The organism is Pseudomonas helvetica (assembly GCF_039908645.1).
GTDB lineage: Bacteria > Pseudomonadota > Gammaproteobacteria > Pseudomonadales > Pseudomonadaceae > Aquipseudomonas > Aquipseudomonas helvetica.
The window spans coordinates 515,072-533,903 of record NZ_CP150917.1 but is presented as its reverse complement, the minus strand read 5'-3'; the positions used below and the strand labels follow the sequence as shown (position 1 = coordinate 533,903).

Annotated in this window: 12 protein-coding genes; 5 read left to right on the top strand and 7 right to left on the bottom strand. The window is 59.7% G+C overall.

Annotated features, from left to right (window positions below):
* Positions 1-11: 11 nt before the first annotated feature.
* From rfaP to glnE, 5 genes are all read right to left on the bottom strand, one after another.
* Entirely contained in the window at positions 12-818 is an 807-nt protein-coding gene (gene rfaP / locus AABM55_RS02320; RefSeq protein ID WP_347928716.1) for a lipopolysaccharide core heptose(I) kinase RfaP, read from the bottom strand.
* Positions 818-1,939 carry a glycosyltransferase family 4 protein gene (locus tag AABM55_RS02315; RefSeq protein ID WP_054595304.1) on the bottom strand — a complete coding sequence of 374 codons (1,122 nt, stop codon included), beginning with the start codon at positions 1,937-1,939 and terminating at the stop codon, positions 818-820. Before AABM55_RS02315 ends, rfaP begins: the two co-directional genes overlap by 1 nt.
* The gene (gene waaC, locus AABM55_RS02310; protein WP_347928715.1) at positions 1,939-3,012 is read right to left on the bottom strand and encodes a lipopolysaccharide heptosyltransferase I; all 1,074 of its coding nucleotides are present in this window, start codon (positions 3,010-3,012) and stop codon (positions 1,939-1,941) included. Before waaC ends, AABM55_RS02315 begins: the two co-directional genes overlap by 1 nt.
* A gap of 1 nt (position 3,013) precedes the next feature.
* On the bottom strand, positions 3,014-4,048 hold the full coding sequence (gene waaF / locus AABM55_RS02305; protein WP_347928714.1) for a lipopolysaccharide heptosyltransferase II: 1,035 nt from the start codon (positions 4,046-4,048) through the stop codon (positions 3,014-3,016).
* Between the two features lie 187 nt (positions 4,049-4,235).
* Positions 4,236-7,175, bottom strand: a complete 2,940-nt coding sequence (glnE, locus tag AABM55_RS02300; protein ID WP_347928713.1) for a bifunctional [glutamate--ammonia ligase]-adenylyl-L-tyrosine phosphorylase/[glutamate--ammonia-ligase] adenylyltransferase — start codon at positions 7,173-7,175, stop codon at positions 4,236-4,238.
* 382 nt (positions 7,176-7,557) lie between these two features.
* Between glnE and aceE the strand changes: the two genes are divergently transcribed.
* The 5 genes from aceE to msrA all read left to right on the top strand — a co-directional run bounded on the left by aceE (position 7,558) and on the right by msrA (position 17,234).
* Positions 7,558-10,203, top strand: a complete 2,646-nt coding sequence (aceE, locus tag AABM55_RS02295; RefSeq protein WP_054595300.1) for a pyruvate dehydrogenase (acetyl-transferring), homodimeric type — start codon at positions 7,558-7,560, stop codon at positions 10,201-10,203.
* A gap of 11 nt (positions 10,204-10,214) precedes the next feature.
* Positions 10,215-11,849 carry a dihydrolipoyllysine-residue acetyltransferase gene (aceF, locus tag AABM55_RS02290; RefSeq protein ID WP_347928712.1) on the top strand — a complete coding sequence of 545 codons (1,635 nt, stop codon included), beginning with the start codon at positions 10,215-10,217 and terminating at the stop codon, positions 11,847-11,849.
* Between the two features lie 337 nt (positions 11,850-12,186).
* Positions 12,187-13,581 carry an alkaline phosphatase D family protein gene (locus AABM55_RS02285; RefSeq protein ID WP_347928711.1) on the top strand — a complete coding sequence of 465 codons (1,395 nt, stop codon included), beginning with the start codon at positions 12,187-12,189 and terminating at the stop codon, positions 13,579-13,581.
* A 234-nt stretch (positions 13,582-13,815) separates the two neighbouring features.
* On the top strand, positions 13,816-16,509 hold the full coding sequence (locus AABM55_RS02280) for a GGDEF and EAL domain-containing protein (RefSeq protein ID WP_054595297.1): 2,694 nt from the start codon (positions 13,816-13,818) through the stop codon (positions 16,507-16,509).
* A 77-nt stretch (positions 16,510-16,586) separates the two neighbouring features.
* The gene (msrA, locus tag AABM55_RS02275; protein WP_054595296.1) at positions 16,587-17,234 is read left to right on the top strand and encodes a peptide-methionine (S)-S-oxide reductase MsrA; all 648 of its coding nucleotides are present in this window, start codon (positions 16,587-16,589) and stop codon (positions 17,232-17,234) included.
* Positions 17,235-17,386: 152 nt separating this feature from the next.
* Here msrA and AABM55_RS02270 read toward each other — a convergent pair whose 3' ends face one another.
* Positions 17,387-18,223 (bottom strand): 23S rRNA (adenine(2030)-N(6))-methyltransferase RlmJ, encoded by an 837-nt coding sequence (locus AABM55_RS02270; RefSeq protein WP_054595295.1) that lies wholly within the window; start codon positions 18,221-18,223, stop codon positions 17,387-17,389.
* 252 nt (positions 18,224-18,475) lie between these two features.
* Entirely contained in the window at positions 18,476-18,832 is a 357-nt protein-coding gene (locus AABM55_RS02265) for a hypothetical protein (RefSeq protein WP_054595294.1), read from the bottom strand.

Genomic DNA, 18,832 nt, shown 5'->3' with positions numbered 1-18,832 from the left:
CATCCCCACCATCAGAGCGCATCTCCATAGCGCTGCTTGCGTTCATAAAGCTTGTTGGCCTTGCCCTCGAGCCACGCCAGCAACGACGCTTCCTCACGCAAAATCTGACGCAAGGGTTGCTGGAAGTAACCTTTGAGGAAACGCAGCTTGTCGCGACGCGTCAGGCCGATATCCAGCGCCGAGAAATACAACGCCGCCAGATCCTTGTTACGCCAGCGCCGGGTGATCGCCCGGCGGGTCTGGGCACGGTGCAAATCAATCACCGAGAGCTTGAAGTCGTCGGCTGTCACCGGTTTATCAGTGTGCAGCAGAAAGTGGCAGATGTAGCAGTCGCGGTGGTTGACCCCGGCACGGTGCATCATGCCGGTCATGCGCGCCACTTCGGCGATCAGCGCGCGCTTGAGTTTTGGCTCCGGCGGCTGCTTGACCCAATCGATGCTGAAGTCTTCCAGGCTAACAGTCGGCGCCAGTTCTTCGGTGACAATGAACGAGTGCTGGCCCGCCGGGTTACTGCCGCGCTCGCCGTAAGCCACGGCGGTCATGGTCGGCACGCCGACTTCCTGCAAACGCTGGATAGCCCGCCATTCCTGGCCGGCACCGAGTACCGGCAGCTTGGCGGTGAGCAGGTTCTTGAAGATTTCGCCCCAGCCAATGCCGCGGTGAATTTTCACAAAGAAGCCGTTCCCGGCCACTTCGGTGCGCAGGGTCCGGCGAGCTTCGAGCTCACGGTACACCTCGCCCTTCAGGCCTTCGACTTCGGTGAACGCATCGCGTCCGGCCCAAAGGCTCTTGAACGGTTCGGCAAGAATCAACTTCATCAGTGTTGCTCCGCCAGAATCACATCCGCCGCGTGCTGCGGCATGCTGTAGAGATCGGCCGTGTCAGCGAAGACCAGGCCATTACGGCTCCAGGCCGCACGCGCTGCGTCATCGCTCAACATGGTCGTCAGGTACTGCGTGAGTTGCGCCTGTTCGAACGGTTCGTCCAGCACCAGGCCACTGTCGGCCTCAGCGATGTAATGCGCGTAACCGCACACCGCACTGACCAGCACCGGCAAGCCCGCTACCAGCGCTTCAAGCAATACCGTCCCGGTATTTTCGTTGTACGCCGGGTGGATCAACAGGTCGGCACCGAGCAGGAAACGCGGGATATCGCTGCGGCCCTTGAGGAACTGCACGTTATCGCCGAGCCCCAACGTGGCACTCTGTAGCTGGAATACTTTGGGGTCGTCCTGGCCAATTACAAACAGCCGGGTACGTTTACGCAGTTCCGCTGGCAACGCGGCCAGCGCCTTGAGGCTGCGATCGACACCTTTGGTCTTGAACCCGGACCCGATCTGCACCAGCAACAAGTCATCGTCAGCCAGGGAAAATTCGCGACGGAATTCAGCGCGAATTTCAGCGGCATTGGCCGGCGCACGCCGGTCCAGGGCAATCCCCGGTGGCAGCAGATGGAAGCGCTCAAGCGGCGTGTCGTAATGCTTGATGAACAGCGGCTGCTGGACTTCGGAAATCATCAGGACTTCGGTTTTCGCATCCTTGGCGAACACCGCGCGCTCGTACTCGGCGAAGTGCCGGTAGCGACCCCAGCGCCGATAGAGGGCATTGCGCAGGGTCTGCGCCTTGTCCTCGAAACAACCATCCGCAGCGTAGTAGACGTCGAGCCCCGGCATTTTGTTGAAGCCGATCAGCCGGTCCACCGGACGCTTGGCCAGGTCGGCTTCCATCCAGGCACTCAGCTTTTCGTTTCGCCGATGGTTGAAGATCGCCTTGACCGGCGCCACCAGCACTTCGAAACCCGGCGGCACATCGCCTTCCCAGATCAGCGTGTAAACGCGGATCTGATGCCCGCGCTGCTGACATTCCAGGGCGATGCGCATGAAATCGCGCTGCAATCCGCCAAACGGAAAATATTTGTAAAGGACAAAAGCCAGTTGCATCAGCGCAGCTCCTCAGCCAGTAGCGGCGGCTGCAAAAGCGCGCTTAAACGGCTCGCGACACGCTCGGGGTTCAGGCGAGTGAAGCACAATGGCCACTCGCGCTTGAGATCGAATCGACGCTGATCTTCAGCGGTCGGTTGGTAAGAACATTTCTTTTGCATGCATGGCGCACACGGGAAGTCGCTCGCCAGGTGCACCTGGCTTTTGCCATAGGCACCGGTCAGGCCCGGATTGGTCGGGCCGAACAACGATATCGTCGGCACGTCCAGCGCAGCGGCCAGATGACCGAGACCGGTGTCTACCGCCACGCAGGCTTGCGCACCGGCCAGCACTTTGGCGACGCCGGCCAGGTTCAACTTGGGCAGCACTTCGGCATTGCGCAGACCCTTGGCGATGCGCTCGGCCCGGGCCTTTTCGGCCGGGTTGCCCCATGGGAGTTTCACCGCCATGCCGAGGTGGCCCATGCGTTCGGCCAACTCACGCCAGTAAGCTTCCGGCCAATGCTTGGTGTCCCACGTCGTGCCGTGCAGAAACAGCACGTAAGGATTCTTGCGCGGCAGCTCGACCAACCGCTCGACGTTCAGGCCATAGTCGCCCAACCCTTGCGGCAGGTCGTAGCCCAGCGCCACGGCGAATAACTGACGCAGTCGTTCCACGGCGTGTTGCCCACGGGCTACCGCCAGACGCCGGGAATAAAATCGCGCGGCAATGGGCTCACGGGCAGAGTTCTTGTCCAGCCCGGCTACCGGCGCGCGGACGTAACGGGTCAGCCAGGCGCTTTTGAGCAGGCCCTGGGCATCGATCACCAGATCGTATTTGGTCGCACGAACGTTTTGCTTGAAGCGTTTCCACTCGCCGCTTTTGAGGGTTTGCCAGAGGTTCTTGCGCCAGCGACGGATCGCCACCGGAATCACCTTGCCAACCGCCGGGTGCCAGGTCGGGATCTCGGCGAAGCCTTCTTCCACTACCCAGTCGAACTTGATGCCCGGGATCGCCCGTGCCGCGTCGGTCAACGCCGGCAACGCATGAATCACATCGCCCAGCGAGGAAGTCTTGATCAACAGTACCCGCAACTTAACGGACCTCGACCGGAGCGCCTTGCAGGCGTTCTAACGCTTCGTTCACCGGTTGCGGCGTGAGCTGGCGCAAGCAGTTGTAATGACCGAAACGGCAGGTACGATCGAAACACGGGCTGCACTCGATACCCAGGCGAACGATCTCGACCTTCTCGGCCAGCGGCGGCGTGAAGCCCGGCGACGTCGAGCCATAGACCGCTACCAGCGGGCGGTTCAGCGCTGCTGCGACGTGCATCAGGCCGGAGTCGTTGGACACCACTGAATCGGCGCAAGACAGCAAGTCGATGGCCTCGGCCAGCGAAGTGGCGCCACTGAGGTTCACCGACTCTTCACGCAGGCCCGGAATCAGTCGCGAGCGAATGTCTTCGCCAACCGCGTGATCGTTCTTCGAACCGAACAGCCAGACTTGCCAGCCCTCGCGGATTTTCGCCTCGGCGACCTTGGCGTAGTGCTCCGACGGCCAGCGCTTGGATTCACCGAATTCGGCACCCGGGCACAGCGCCAGCACCGGACGATCAAGGGCCAGATCGAACTTGGCCAGCGCAGCGTCGCGGCTGCCCGGGTCGATTTGCAGGCTCGGGCGCGGATACGGCTTGGGCAACTCGGCGCCCGGCTCATAGGCGAGCGCCATGAAGCGCTCGATCATCAGCGGGTAACGCTCTTTATCGAGGGTACGCACATCGTTGAGCAGGCCGTAACGAAACTCGCCACGCCAACCGGTGCGTTTCGGGATGCCGGCAAAGAACGGCACCAGTGCCGATTTCAGCGAATTGGGCAGCAAAATCGCCTGATCGTACTGGCCGGCCAGGGACTTGCCGATCCGCCGCCGCGTTGCCAGCTCCAGCACGCCGTGGCCGAGCGGAAAGCTCAAGGCCTGACGCACTTCGGGCATCCGCTCAAGGATCGGCCGACTCCACTCGGGGGCCAGCACGTCGATTTCGCACTGAGGATGACGCTGTTTCAGGCACTGGAAGAGTGTCTGCGCCATCACCATGTCACCGACCCAACTGGGCCCAACGATCAGAATTTTCATAGTTATCCACAAACGAATAAGGGAGGCATAAGCCTCCCCGCCTCGATAATTACTGTGGGAGCAGGCTTGCTCCCAGCGGCGTTCCGACGATAGGGTCATCACATTCAACATTGATGTCGACTGTCATTGTGCTATCGCGAACATGCTCGCTCCCACATCAAGAGTTGTTTCGTCCATGACTTCGAGTTCAGCTTAACCCCAGCTCGCGCCAGATCCGCAACACTTCGCGTCGCTCGGCCACAAACTGGTCCCCCGCAATCACCCCGGCCTCATTCTGCAGGGCCTGGCGGTGGGCCGCCGCGCGGTAGGTTTTATAGGCCTCACGCAGCAGGCTGGCGTCTTCGGCGGGCATCAACCCGACTTCCTCCAGACCTTCCAGGATGCGGATGTTATCCGTATAGCGGAGCAGCGAAGGGTGCGTGTCAGACCACGCCAACGCGGCGTATTGCACCATAAATTCAATATCGACGATACCACCGGCGTCCTGCTTGAGGTCGAACGGCGCAGTGGCTTCGAAGGCGTTTGGTGCGGTCCCGGCAGCGGTGCCCTTGCTTCCCAGGTTGTCGCGCATCTTGGCGCGCATCTCACTGACTTCCTGGCGCAGCTTGGGTAAGTCGCGTGCCCGGGCCAGAACCTTCGCCCGGACTTTCTCGAAAGCCTGGCCGACATCCTGACTGCCGACCAGCACCCGCGCCCGCACCAGCGCCTGATGCTCCCAGGTCCAGGCTTCGTTTTCCTGATAGCGCTCGAACGCCCCCAACGAACTGACCAACAGCCCCGACGCGCCAGAAGGGCGCAGGCGCATATCAACTTCGTACAACTGGCCGGAGTTGGTCTGGGTGGTCAGCAAATGGATGATCCGCTGCCCCAGCCGGGTGAAGAACTGCGCGCCGTCGATCGGTTTCGCACCGTCGGTTTCTGCTTGCGGATCACCATCGTGGATGAACACCAGGTCGAGGTCCGAACCATGCCCCAACTCCAGACCGCCGACCTTGCCGTAACCGACAATGACGAACCCCGGGTCGCACAAGGTTCCGTCGGAACGCTGCGGCGAGCCGTACTTGGCGACCGTTTGACGCCAGGCCAGGGCCAGCACTTGCTCCAGAATGGCTTCGGCGAGCCAGGTCAGGTAGTCGCTGACTTTCATCAGCGGCAGGCTGCCGGCGATTTCCGAGGCCGCCACCCGCAGGCGGTGCGCCAGCTTGAAGTGCCGCAAGGCTTCCATCTGTTGTTCGAGATCATCCTCGGGAATCCGCGTCAGCCGCTCGCGCAATTCGGCGGCCAGCTCCGGCGCCAACGGTGGCTTGAACAGCCGCCCCTCGTTGAGCAGTTCGTCGAGCAACAACGGAAAACGGGTGATCTGTTCGGCAATCCACGGGCTGGCCGCGCACAAGGTCATCAGCCGCCGTAGCGCACCAGGGTTCTCGGTGAGCAGCACCAGATAAGCCGAGCGCCGAGCCACCGCTTCAACCAACGGCAACACGCGTTCCAGCACCAGGTCCGGGCTGGCGTGTTCAACCGCTTGCGCCAGCAAACGCGGAATAAAGGCATCGAGCCGTTCGCGCCCCAGACGTTGCATCGCCCGCAATTGCGGACTGCTGCGCAGGCTGGCGAGCGTTTTCAGGGCCTTGGGCGCATCGACAAAACCACCCTCTTCCAACTGACGGCAAGCGGCCTCTTCATCCTGGGCTTCCTCCCAGAGCGGCAACCACTCACCGCCGACCACCACTTCGCTCTCCTCGCCGTCCTCTTCATCCGGGTCAGCGATCACTTGACGGAAATGCCAGTCGACCCGGCCGCGCCAGTACATCAGTTGTTCATGGAACGCTGTCCAATTGGCAAAACCCAACATAAAGGCAATGCGCGCCTGATCTCGCTCATCATGCGGGAGCATTTGCGTCTGCCGGTCGGCAATCGCCTGGATCGCATGCTCGGTGTAGCGCAGGAATTCGTAACCTTCGCGCAGCTCGCTGATCACCGCCGGCGGCAGGTAACCTTGCCCTTCCAGCGTGCTGAGTACTTTTAATAGAGGACGCTGCTGCAAACTCAGGTCGCGCCCCCCGTGAATCAGCTGAAAGGCCTGCGCGATAAATTCAACCTCGCGAATGCCGCCAGAGCCGAGCTTGATGTTGTCGGCCATGCCTTTGCGCCGGACTTCCTGCTGAATCAGCTGCTTCATGGTGCGCAGCGCTTCGATGGCCGAGAAATCCAGATATCGCCGGTAAACGAATGGCCGCAGCATGTCGAGTAATTGCGCGCCCGCCGCCTGATCACCGGCCACCACCCGCGCCTTGATCATTGCGTAACGCTCCCAGTCGCGCCCCTGGTCCTGGTAGTACTGCTCCAACGCATTGAAGCTGAGCACCAGCGCGCCGGATGAACCGTACGGCCGCAAGCGCATGTCGACACGGAAGACAAAACCGTCGACAGTCATCGGGTCCAGCGCCTTGATCAACCGCTGGCCCAGACGAATGAAAAATTCCTGGTTATCCAATGGACGCTTTACGCCGACCGTCTCGCCGCCTTCGGGGTAGGCGAAAATCAAATCGATGTCCGACGACAGGTTGAGCTCCACTGCGCCAAGCTTGCCCATTCCGAGAATGACCATTTGCTGCGGTTCACCGCTGCGCCGCCCGGTGGGTGTACCGAACTGCTGGCAATGGCGCTGATACAACCATTGATAAGCCTGATCGATGCTCGCATCGGCCATGTCCGAGAGGTCACGGCAGGTCTGGATCAGATCGGCCTGGCGGGTCAGGTCGCGCCAGATAATCCGCACTTGCTGACGGTTGCGCTGCCGGCGTAATACGCGACCCAACTCATCGTCGGTGGTGGCCGTCTGCACCGCAGCGGCGATCTGTGCGCACAATTCACCGGAGGCGAAACTTCGGTCGAGTTCGCCGGACCGCACAAGCTCAAGCAACATCAAAGGGTCACGCAGGCTCTGTTCAATGACGAAATCGCTGGCCGCTGTCACTCGGGCAAACGCTGTCCAGCGTTCTGGCGACCAGGTCGACAGGCCATGATCATCGTCAAACAGGGCAACAGCGGCACGGAACGACTGCTCGGCGCGGCTGGCAAGCGGAAGAAGAATGGCCGGCAGTTCGGCAAGCGAAGGAAGGCTCATGGTCTATCCTTGATCGGCGTAGAAAGGGCTGTCTGTAGTGAATTCATGAAATGCACTACGCAAAGGACTGTCGAACAAAAGTTAGAAATAGCTGAAATTTCGGTTTTTTTGGCAGCCAGCATCAAACTTCCACCTATCTCGGTTAGCTAAAGACCAACAGTAACGATTATTCTCACAACGCAGCAGGAGGCCACACGCCCGTCTTCTGTAGTTTTACTACTCGTATATACATTCGAAAGGCTGAAATGGCCGACGATTTGTAGTAAAACTACACGCCGCCGAATCAACCTCCGGCATTCCAAGAATTTATAACGTCTGCCCACAAGGCCAGTCGCTAACTCAGGCAACCGATTCTGGAAGCCTTTCCGCCCTGGAGCAAGCCATGCAAGACCTCGATCCCGTCGAAACCCAGGAATGGCTGGACGCCCTGGAATCGGTTCTCGACAAAGAAGGCGAAGACCGTGCTCACTATCTGATGACCCGTATGGGCGAACTCGCAACCCGTAGCGGTTCGCAATTGCCTTACGCCATCACCACGCCATACCGCAACACCATTCCCGTTACCCACGAAGCACGCATGCCTGGCGACCTGTTCATGGAACGCCGCATTCGCTCGCTGGTACGCTGGAACGCGATGGCCATGGTGATGCGTACGAACCTGAAAGATTCTGACCTGGGCGGTCACATCTCCAGCTTCGCCTCCAGCGCAACCCTGTACGACATTGGCTTCAACTATTTCTTCCAGGCCCCGACCGACGAACACGGCGGCGACCTGATCTACTTCCAGGGCCACACCTCGCCAGGCGTTTACGCCCGTGCATTCATGGAAGGCCGCATCACCGAAGACCAGATGAACAACTTCCGCCAGGAAGTCGATGGCAACGGTCTGTCGTCCTACCCGCACCCTTGGCTGATGCCTGATTTCTGGCAGTTCCCGACGGTATCGATGGGTCTGGGCCCGATCCAGGCGATCTACCAGGCACGCTTCATGAAGTACCTGGAAGCCCGCGGCTTCATCCCTGAAGGCAAGCAAAAAGTCTGGTGCTTCCTGGGCGACGGCGAGTGCGACGAGCCGGAATCCCTGGGTGCGATCTCGCTGGCTGGCCGCGAGAAGCTCGACAACCTGATCTTCGTCATCAACTGCAACCTGCAGCGCCTCGACGGCCCGGTTCGCGGCAACGGCAAGATCATCCAGGAACTCGAAGGCGTGTTCCGCGGTGCCCAGTGGAACGTGACCAAGGTCATCTGGGGCCGTTTCTGGGACCCACTGCTGGCCAAAGACGTCGACGGTATCCTGCAACGCCGGATGGACGAAGTCATCGACGGCGAGTACCAGAACTACAAAGCCAAAGACGGCGCGTTCGTGCGTGAACACTTCTTCAACTCGCCAGAACTCAAGGCGATGGTTGCCGATCTGTCCGACGACGAGATCTGGAAGCTCAACCGTGGCGGCCACGACCCGTACAAGGTCTACGCGGCGTACCACGAAGCGGTCAACCACAAAGAACAACCGACCGTCATCCTGGCCAAGACCATCAAAGGTTATGGCACCGGTGCCGGCGAAGCGAAAAACACCGCGCACAACACCAAGAAAGTCGATGTCGACAGCCTGAAGTTGTTCCGTGACCGCTTCGACATTCCGGTCAAAGACGAAGAACTGGAAAACCTGCCATTCTTCAAACCGGAGCCAAACAGCGCCGAAGCCCGCTACCTGAGCGAGCGCCGCACTGCACTGGGCGGTTTCGTGCCACAGCGCCGCGCGCAGAGCTTCAGCGTGCCGACACCATCGCTCGATACCCTCAAGGCGATCCTCGACGGCTCGGGCGACCGTGAAATTTCCACCACCATGGCCTTCGTGCGGATCCTCGCGCAGCTGGTCAAGGACAAGGACATCGGCCCGCGCATCGTCCCGATTATCCCGGACGAAGCCCGTACCTTCGGTATGGAAGGCATGTTCCGTCAGTTGGGCATCTACTCGTCCGTCGGCCAGCTCTACGAGCCAGTCGATAAAGACCAGGTGATGTTCTACAAGGAAGACAAGAAGGGCCAGATCCTCGAAGAAGGCATCAACGAAGCGGGCGCCATGAGCTCCTTCATCGCTGCCGGTACTTCGTACTCCAGCCATAACCAGCCAATGCTGCCGTTCTACATCTTCTACTCGATGTTCGGCTTCCAGCGTATCGGCGACCTGGCCTGGGCCGCTGGCGACAGCCGTACCCGCGGTTTCCTGATCGGCGGCACCGCCGGCCGGACCACGCTGAACGGCGAAGGCCTGCAACACGAAGACGGTCACAGCCACATTCTGGCCGCTACCATCCCGAACTGCCGCACCTTTGATCCAACCTACGGCTACGAGCTGGCGGTGATCATCCAGGACGGCATGAAGAAGATGACCGAAGAGCAGCAGGACGTTTTCTACTACATCACCGTGATGAACGAGTCCTACCAGCAGCCAGCCATGCCGGCCGGCGTGGAAGAAGGCATCATCAAGGGCATGTACCTGCTCGAAGAAGACAACCGCGAAGCGGCGCACCACGTTCAGCTGATGGGCTCCGGCACCATCCTGCGTGAAGTTCGTGAAGCGGCGAAGATTCTGCGTGAAGAGTTCAACGTCGGCGCTGACGTGTGGAGCGTTACCAGCTTCAACGAACTGCGTCGTGATGGCCTGGCCGTAGAGCGCACCAATCGCCTGCACCCTGGCCAGAAGCCTAAGCGCAGCTACGTTGAAGACTGCCTGATCGGCCGTAAAGGTCCGGTCATCGCGTCGACCGACTACATGAAGCTGTTCGCCGAGCAGATCCGTCAGTGGGTTCCGTCCAAGGAATTCAAAGTGCTGGGCACCGACGGTTTCGGCCGCAGCGACAGCCGCAAGAAACTGCGTCATTTCTTCGAAGTCGACCGTCATTTCGTGGTGTTGGCAGCCCTTGAAGCGCTGGCTGACCGTGGTGACATCGAACCTAAGGTGGTGGCTGAAGCCATCGTCAAGTTCGGTATCAACCCGGAAAAACGCAACCCACTGGACTGCTGAGGAGAGACTCTGTGAGCGAACTCATTCGCGTACCTGACATCGGCAGCGGTGAAGGTGAAGTAATTGAATTGCTGGTCAAGGTCGGTGATCGCATCGAAGCTGACCAGAGCCTGCTGACACTTGAGTCGGACAAGGCGAGCATGGAGATTCCGGCCCCCAAGGCCGGCGTCATCAAGAGCCTGAAAGTGAAGCTGGGCGATCGCCTGAAAGAAGGCGACGAGCTGATGGAACTGGAAGTCGAGGGTGCCGCTGCGGCACCTGCGGCTCCGGCCGCTGCACCTGCGGCCGCTGCAGCACCTGCTGCTGCACCGGCACCGCAAGCTGCTCCAGCGCCAGCCGCTGCGCCTGCTGCTGCCACCGTTCAGGACATTCACGTCCCGGACATCGGCTCGTCGGGCAAGGCCAAGATCATCGAAGTACTGGTCAAGGTTGGCGACACCGTTGAGGCTGATCAATCGCTGATCACCCTGGAGTCTGACAAGGCCAGCATGGAAATCCCTTCGCCGGCTGCCGGCGTAGTGGAAAGCATCGCGGTCAAGCTCGAAGACGAAGTCGGCACTGGCGACTTTATCCTCAAGCTGAAAGTGGCAGGCGCTGCTGCACCTGCTGCGCCAGCACCAGCTGCCGCTGCCCCGGCTCAAGCCGCTGCGCCTGCCGCTGCTGCACCTGCTGCGCCTGCTGCAAAAACCGAGGCCGCTCCGGCGCCGGTGCAAGCTCCAGCGCCAAGCGGTGCCAAGGTTCACGCAGGCCCGGCGGTTCGTCAGCTGGCCCGTGAGTTCGGCGTCGAGCTGAACGCGGTGAGCCCAAGCGGCCCACACGGTCGTGTGCTCAAGGAAGACGTGCAGGTTTACGTCAAAGCCATGATGCAGAAGGCCAAAGAAGCTCCAGCCGCAGGCGCAACCGGCGGTGCCGGTATTCCGCCGATTCCGGTCGTGGACTTCAGCCGCTTCGGTGAAATCGAAGAAGTGCCGATGACCCGCCTGATGCAGGCTGGCGCCGCCAACCTGCACCGCAGCTGGCTGAACGTGCCTCACGTGACCCAGTTCGATTCGGCTGACATCACTGAGCTGGAAGCTTTCCGTGTCGCACAGAAAGCCGTGGCCGAGAAGGCTGGCGTCAAGCTGACCGTACTGCCACTGCTGCTCAAGTCCTGCGCGCACCTGCTCAAGGAGCTGCCGGACTTCAACAGCTCGCTGGCGCCAAGCGGCAAAGCGATCATCCGCAAGAAATACGTGAACATCGGCTTCGCCGTCGACACTCCTGAAGGCCTGCTGGTACCGGTCATCAAGAACGTCGACCAGAAGAGCCTGCTGCAACTGGCTGCCGAAGCCGCTTCCCTGGCTGAAAAAGCCCGGACCAAGAAGCTCTCGGCAGACGAGATGCAAGGTGCCTGCTTCACGATTTCCAGCCTCGGGCACATTGGCGGCACCGGCTTCACGCCGATCGTCAACGCGCCGGAAGTGGCGATCCTCGGTGTTTCCAAGGCAACCATCCAGCCAGTCTGGGACGGTAAAGCCTTCCAGCCGAAACTGATGCTGCCACTGTCGCTGTCCTACGATCACCGTGTGATCAACGGCGCTGCTGCTGCACGCTTCACCAAGCGTCTGAGCGACCTGCTGGGCGACATCCGCACCATTCTGCTGTAAAGACCGAGCGGCCCTCCTTCACCGGAGGGCCACTCGCGCTCCACGTTTTCCGAGCGCCACGCTCGTACCTCAACCCCGCCAATTTGGCGGGGCTTTTTTTTGCCCGGAAAAACACCCGCCACTTAAGCATGCGTCAACGTTCGATCACGCGTTGTATGTATTCCTACCGCCGATAGCAGTCGAGACTACTTTCGTGGCTTATTCAGACCACAGCCAAAGTCCACTTACCTATCAATATTTATCACCTGACGAACAATAGGATAGTGCCAACAAAGCACACTGACTGCTTTCACAAAACACTGTAACTTTCACCGCTACATTTCGAACGGATTCGAAAATGTTTAAACCGACTGTCGGCCCGATTATTGGCCATACCACAACTAACCATGTGCGCATTTTTTTACGCGGCGATATAGAAAACAATGCCCCGGCCTTTGCGGGGATACGTTATCGCCGCGCCGATGATACTCACTGGCCCACCGGTCAGTTTGTTGCGTTAACAGCACTTCGCGACCTGTCCGACGTTATTGCGCTCAACAACCTCGACGCCGATACCGCCTATGAGTACCAGGCTGGCTGGTTCAGTACCATGAGCCCGGTACACACCGTGGAAACGGTGCAAGAGCTACTCCTGCAATGGCCGAAAGAGATCTACCGCTTTCGCACCGCCTCAAGCAAAACCACTGCAGCACGCGGCTATATCGTTGGCTCATGCCGCTACCTGCGCATGACAGCGGGCGAGCCGTCGGCACCCGCCAAGGGCGACCGGATTTTTGCCGCCATCGGCGCCCTGGCTGAAACAGCATCGCCACCGATCAGCGCCTTGTTGATGACGGGTGACCAGGTTTATCTGGATGACCTGAACATAATCGCCCCTGACCGGGAGTACACGGAAATACTCGGCAAGTATCGAGCCGCCTTTTCCCAGCCACATATAAAGAAGGTAATGGCATCCCTTGCGACTTACATGATCCTCGATGACCACGAAATAGAAGACAACTGGCCCGCCAACGAAAGCGCAGACGACAAACTCCTCTACACCAACGCAATGGCCGCGTATGAGTTATATCAGGCCAGTCATAGCCCTGTTCATGAGTTACTGCCCAACGGGCAACCCAGCCGCAAACTAAAACATTACTGGTATCAGTTTTCCGAAGGGGATATCGAATGGTTCGTGACCGACAGTCGAACCCGACGCACGCTCGCGGCCGATGACCGACGTATCCTCGATGCGGAGCAGGAACAAGCCTTGTTCAAATGGCTGATCAACAGCCCGGCACGGGTCAAGTTCGTGGTCACCAGCGTGATGCTCTACCCCGACCGCAAGCACTATGGCGACGACGCCTGGCAAGCCTTTCCCGAGCAGCGCCTGCGCCTGCTGGAAACCATCCGGACCCACAAGATCAAGAACGTCATCATCGTTTCCGGTGATGTTCATGGTTCGCTCACCAGCCGCCTGAGTCACAGCGAAGACCCGGACTTCGAGGTTCACACCATCGTCTCGTCGCCTCTGTGCAACAGCGCACTGCTGCCCTACGCCAAAGCCTCGACCTTCGTACTCGACCAGCCACTGGTGCGGACTGCCGCGGGCGACTATCACCACCAACTGACCAGTAACGTGGTCAGCCAGGATAACTTTGCGCACCTGGTGGTCGACGCACAGCAGATTCGCGTCGGTTATCACGACCGGGAGGGCAACCCTCTGCAATCGACAAACATTAAATTGCGTTAAGCCTGGAAAATATCGCAGCCTTCGGCAGCTCCCCCAAGGCGGCGATCTTTTCGCACTACCACATTACTTTCAGCCCCCGGCTGGAGAAACCCCCGCCCTCGCCGATACAGTCTTATAGCACTTAGCCTTCATCCTTACTTGTCAGTCAGTGCAGCATGATGCAACCTTGCCGCAGGCAACAGTAAAGAGGGCGCGAGCCCGGCGCGATCAGCATTTTCGAAGCGAGTTTCTTCCATGAAAAGCCATCCCGATGCCGCCAGCCGTATGGTGGCCGAGGTAGTGACGCAGTTGCCCGTGCCCTCGCGGCTCGGCATGCTGCGTTTCGAACGGCTGAATGAACCAAGCTGGGCGCTGCTGTTCCTTGACCCAAACTGCGAACGCCAGTTCGGTTTGCCCGCTGTCGAGCTGTGCGCTCTGGTCGGCTCACCCTATGCGAGCCTGATGGAGCCCGAAGCGCGCTATCAGTTGCACGATGCGATCCAGCAGCAATTGACCGCAAGCCCGCATTACCTGGTCCGCTACACGCTGCACACCGCCCAAGGCTCCCTCAGCCTGCTTGAATTGGGCGAAGCCTATAAACAACACAATCGCCACCTGCTACGCGGCTATCTGCTGGTGGTCGACGGTTTGTTTACCGATGATCCGCTGCTACCGGCGCTGGACCTGGAAACCCAGAACTCGCGCCTGCAGATTGCCCTGGAACTGAACCAGCGCGCCCAGCAGGAACAACTGCTGCACCTGGATCGCGTTCGCGCCCAGCAAGACCTGATCCTGCTGCTCGCCCGCCAGCGCTACAGCACCGGCAACTCCTTGCAAGAAGCCGCCGAACTGATCACCCGTAGCGCCTGCGACATCTATGAAATCGACTGCGCGAGCCTGTGGAACCTCGAAGGCCAGAAGCTGGTGCCGATTTCCGCCTACCACCGCGACTCTCAAGAGCACTGGTTACCGGACGTGATTGACGCCAGCAACTTCCCGGATTACCTGGAAGCCTTGCACACCAGCCGCGCAATCGACGCCCACAATGCCATGCGCGACCCGCGCACCCGAAGCATGGCCGAGAGCCTGCGCCCGCGTGACATCAATGCCATGCTCGACGCCAGCATCCGTGTCGATGGTCAGGTAGTCGGCGTGCTGTGCCTGGAGCAAACCGGCATGACCCGCGCCTGGCAGTCGGACGAAATCGCCTTTGCCGGCGAGCTGGCCGACCAATTCGCCCAGGTCATCAACAACCACAACCGCCGCACTGCCACCAGCGCCCTGCACCTGTTCCAGCGCGCGGTCGAGCAAAGTGCCAACGCCTTTTTGCTGGTCAATTGCGACGGTGTGGTCGAGTACGTCAACCCGAGCTTCACGGCGATCACCCAGTACAGCACCGAAGAAGTCCACGGCCATCGGCTGTCGGAACTGCCGGCGCTGGAGAACCTCAGCGAATTACTGTTCGACGCGCCCTCAAGCCTGGCCAAGAGCAACAGCTGGCAGGGCGAGTTCAAGAGCCGGCGCAAAAACCTCGAACCCTACTGGGGCCAGTTGTCGATCTCCAAGGTCTACGGCGACAACCGTGAGCTGACCCACTACATCGGCATCTACGAAGACATCACCCAGACCAAGCTCGCCCAGCAACGTATCGAGCGCCTGGCCTACACCGACAACCTGACCAACCTGGGCAACCGTCCGGCGTTCATCCGCAACCTCGACGAGCGTTTCGCCCGCGACAGCGACAGCCCGATCTGCCTGCTGCTAGTGGACATCGACAACTTCAAGCGGATCAATGACAGCCTCGGCCACCAGACCGGCGACAAACTGTTGATCAGCCTGGCCCGGCGACTGCGCAACAGCCTGAGCCCGAGCGGCAGCCTGGCGCGTTTCGCCAGTAACGAGTTCGCGGTGCTGCTCGACGACACCAGCCTTAAAGCCGGCCAACAGATCGCCAGCCAATTGTTGATGACGCTGGATAAACCGATGTTCGTCGACAACCAGTTGATCAGCGTCACGGGTTCCGTGGGGCTGGCTTGCGCACCGCTGCACGGCCGCGATCCGCAAACCCTGATGCGTAACGCAGGGCTCGCGCTGCACAAGGCCAAGGCCAACGGCAAACATCAGGTTCAGGTGTTTACCGAAGCGCTGAACGCCGAGGCCAGCTATAAGCTGTTTGTGGAAAATAACCTGCGCCGCGCCCTGACCCAGAACGAGCTGGACGTGTTCTACCAGCCCAAGCTGTGCCTGCGCTCCGGGCGCTTGCTGGGGATGGAAGCGTTACTGCGCTGGAACCATCCGGAAAAGGGCATGATCCGCCCGGATCAGTTCATCAGCGTCGCCGAAGAAACCGGCCTGATCATTCCCATTGGCAAATGGATTGCCCGCCAGGCATGTCGCATGAGCAAAGAGCTGACCGCCGCCGGGCTGGGCAATTTGCAGGTGGCGATCAACCTGTCGCCCAAGCAGTTTTCCGATCCGGACCTGGTGTCCTCGATTGCCAACATCCTCAAGGAAGAACAGCTGCCCGCGCGCTTGCTGGAGCTGGAACTGACCGAAGGCCTGCTGTTGGAAGCCACCGAAGATACGCACTTGCAGCTCGACCAACTCAAGCGTCTGGGCCTGACCCTGGCCATGGACGACTTCGGCACCGGTTACTCATCGCTCAGCTACCTGAAAAAATTCCCGATCGACATCATCAAGATCGATCGCAGCTTCATCCATGAAATCCCGGACAACCAGGACGACATGGAAATCACCTCGGCCGTGATCGCCATGGCCCATAATCTCAAGCTCAAAGTGGTCGCCGAAGGCATCGAAACCGCCGAACAACTGGCGTTCCTCCGTCGCCACCGTTGCGATGTCGGCCAGGGTTACCTGTTCGACCGGCCGATTCCGGGCGCCGAGCTGATCGAGAAGCTGAAACGCTATCCGCGTGGCCCAATCGCCTGACAGCGCTGTAACACTCGGGCACACTGTGGGTCTTATTGCGTATATCGCTCATCCCAACCTGACTGAGAGGACTGATCATGGTTCTGCGCTCGGAAATTCTGGTGAACAAAAACGTGCTCCCAACTAAAGAACAAGCTCTGCCTGGCCGCGAAACTCCGATAAAAGTGCCGGACGAACACTTCGTCAACGGCCATCCACTGCTGGGCCCGTTCCCGGGCAACGTGGATTTCGCGATCTTCGGCCTGGGTTGCTTCTGGGGCGCCGAGCGGCGCTTCTGGCAGCGCGAAGGTGTGTACAGCACGTCGGTGGGTTACGCCGGTGGCTTCACACCGAACCCGACCTACGAAGAAGTCTGCTCGGGCCTGACGGGCCACAGCGAAGTCGTGCTCGTGGTCTACGAGCCGGAAAAGGTCAGCTACGAACAATTGCTGGCGATGTTCTGGGAACTGCACAACCCGACGCAGGGTATGCGCCAGGGCAACGACATCGGCACTCAGTACCGCTCGGTGATCTACGCCACCAACCCAAGCCAACTGGCAGCGGCCAAGGCCAGCAAGGAAGTGTTCCAGGCTGAACTGACCAAGGCCGGCCTCGGCACCATCACCACTGAAATCGAAGAAGCCCCGACGTTTTACTACGCCGAGGCCTATCACCAGCAATACCTGGCGAAGAACCCGGAAGGGTATTGCGGGATTGGCGGCACGGGCGTGACCTGCCCGATTTGATGGGTGAACGCAGTACCTGTGGCGAGGGAGCTTGCTCCCGCTGGGGCGCGAAGCGGCCCTGAAATCAGTGACAACGTTCTTTCAGATAGAACCTATATACCGATTTTACGACTGCTTCGCAGCCGAGCGGGAGCAAGCTCCCTCGCCACACATTACTCCGCGATCAACCAATCCATCTGCCACCCGCCCTGGGTCTGGCCGAGCTTCTTCGACAGCCACGGCAGCAACTCGCGCAACTCTTCCTCCAGCCCCCACGGCGGATTGGCAATCGCCAGCCCGGAACCGTTCAGGCTGTTTGGCGTATCCAGCGGATGCACCAACAACTCCACGCGCAACAACTTCGGCGCACCGGTGCCCGCCAGGTCCTGGTAGAACCGACGCAACATGCGCTGGTCCTTCACCGGGTACCAGATCGCCGCCACGGTTTGACGCATCCGGCCAATCGCTTCTTTCAGCGACGCGGCACAACGCTGCATCTCGTCGAGCTTCTCGAACGGCGGATCAATCAGCATCAACCCACGCTTCTCCGGCACCGGCAACAAAGCCCGTGGCACGTGCCAGCCTTCGCCCAAGTGCACTTTGACCCGGCGATCGCCTTTCATGTTGTCCTTGAGCAACAGCCCGTCTTCCGGGTGCTTCTCGTTGAGCAACACCCGGTCCTGCGGACGGGTCAAACGCCGCGCCAACTCCGGCGAGCCAGGGTAGTAGCGCAACTCGCCATCCGGGTTCATCTCATGCAAGACGCGCATGTAATCGGCGGTCAGCGGCGGCAGATCCTGCTCGCCCCACAAGCGTGCGATGCCTTCCAGGTATTCACCGGTACGGCTCGCCTGATCGCCCTGCAGGTCATACAGACCAATGCCGGCGTGGGTGTCGAGATAGGCAAACGGCTGCTCCTTGCGCGACATCAAGGCGATGAGGCGGGTCAAGGTCAGGTGTTTGAACACATCGGCGTGATTGCCGGCGTGGAAGGCGTGACGATAATTCATGGCTGCTCCTGCGAAGGAGGCGAAGTTTACCTTGTACCGCGCCGAACGTCAGGACCGCCTGTAGGAGCTGCCGAAGGCTGCGATCTTTTGGCGTCTGCAAGAACGCCGGATCAAAAGATCGCAGCCTGCGGCAGCTCCTACAAGTGATCTGAGCAGAACTGAAAAATATGTAGATACCCATGGCCTGCCGGCGATCGAGCGCGAAGCGGTCGTAAATCTACAATCTCATTCCGCCAAATGCTCATGCACCTATTACCGTTGCAATAGTTCGGACTGATAGCGCATCAAACACTCCAAAAGCACCTGCATAAATTGACGTTGATCTTCAACATCTTCATCAAAATAAGTCGTTATTTTGGTGAAGATGGAGTCAAAGTTCTCATCGGTACCCAGGTAGTATTTCAATGTGTCGATATACCACTCTCGATCACCATCACTAAAGGAAATAAATTCCGACCTCATCAGCAAATCAAACAACTGAGCAAGCTCAACCCTATCATTCACATTCTTCGAAACTATGACCTCCTCTCTTTCAGGATCGTCAACATTATCAATATCAAAGAGGAACAGTAAGCCCCGCAAGATAGACAGTTTAGGCGCACGTTTCAT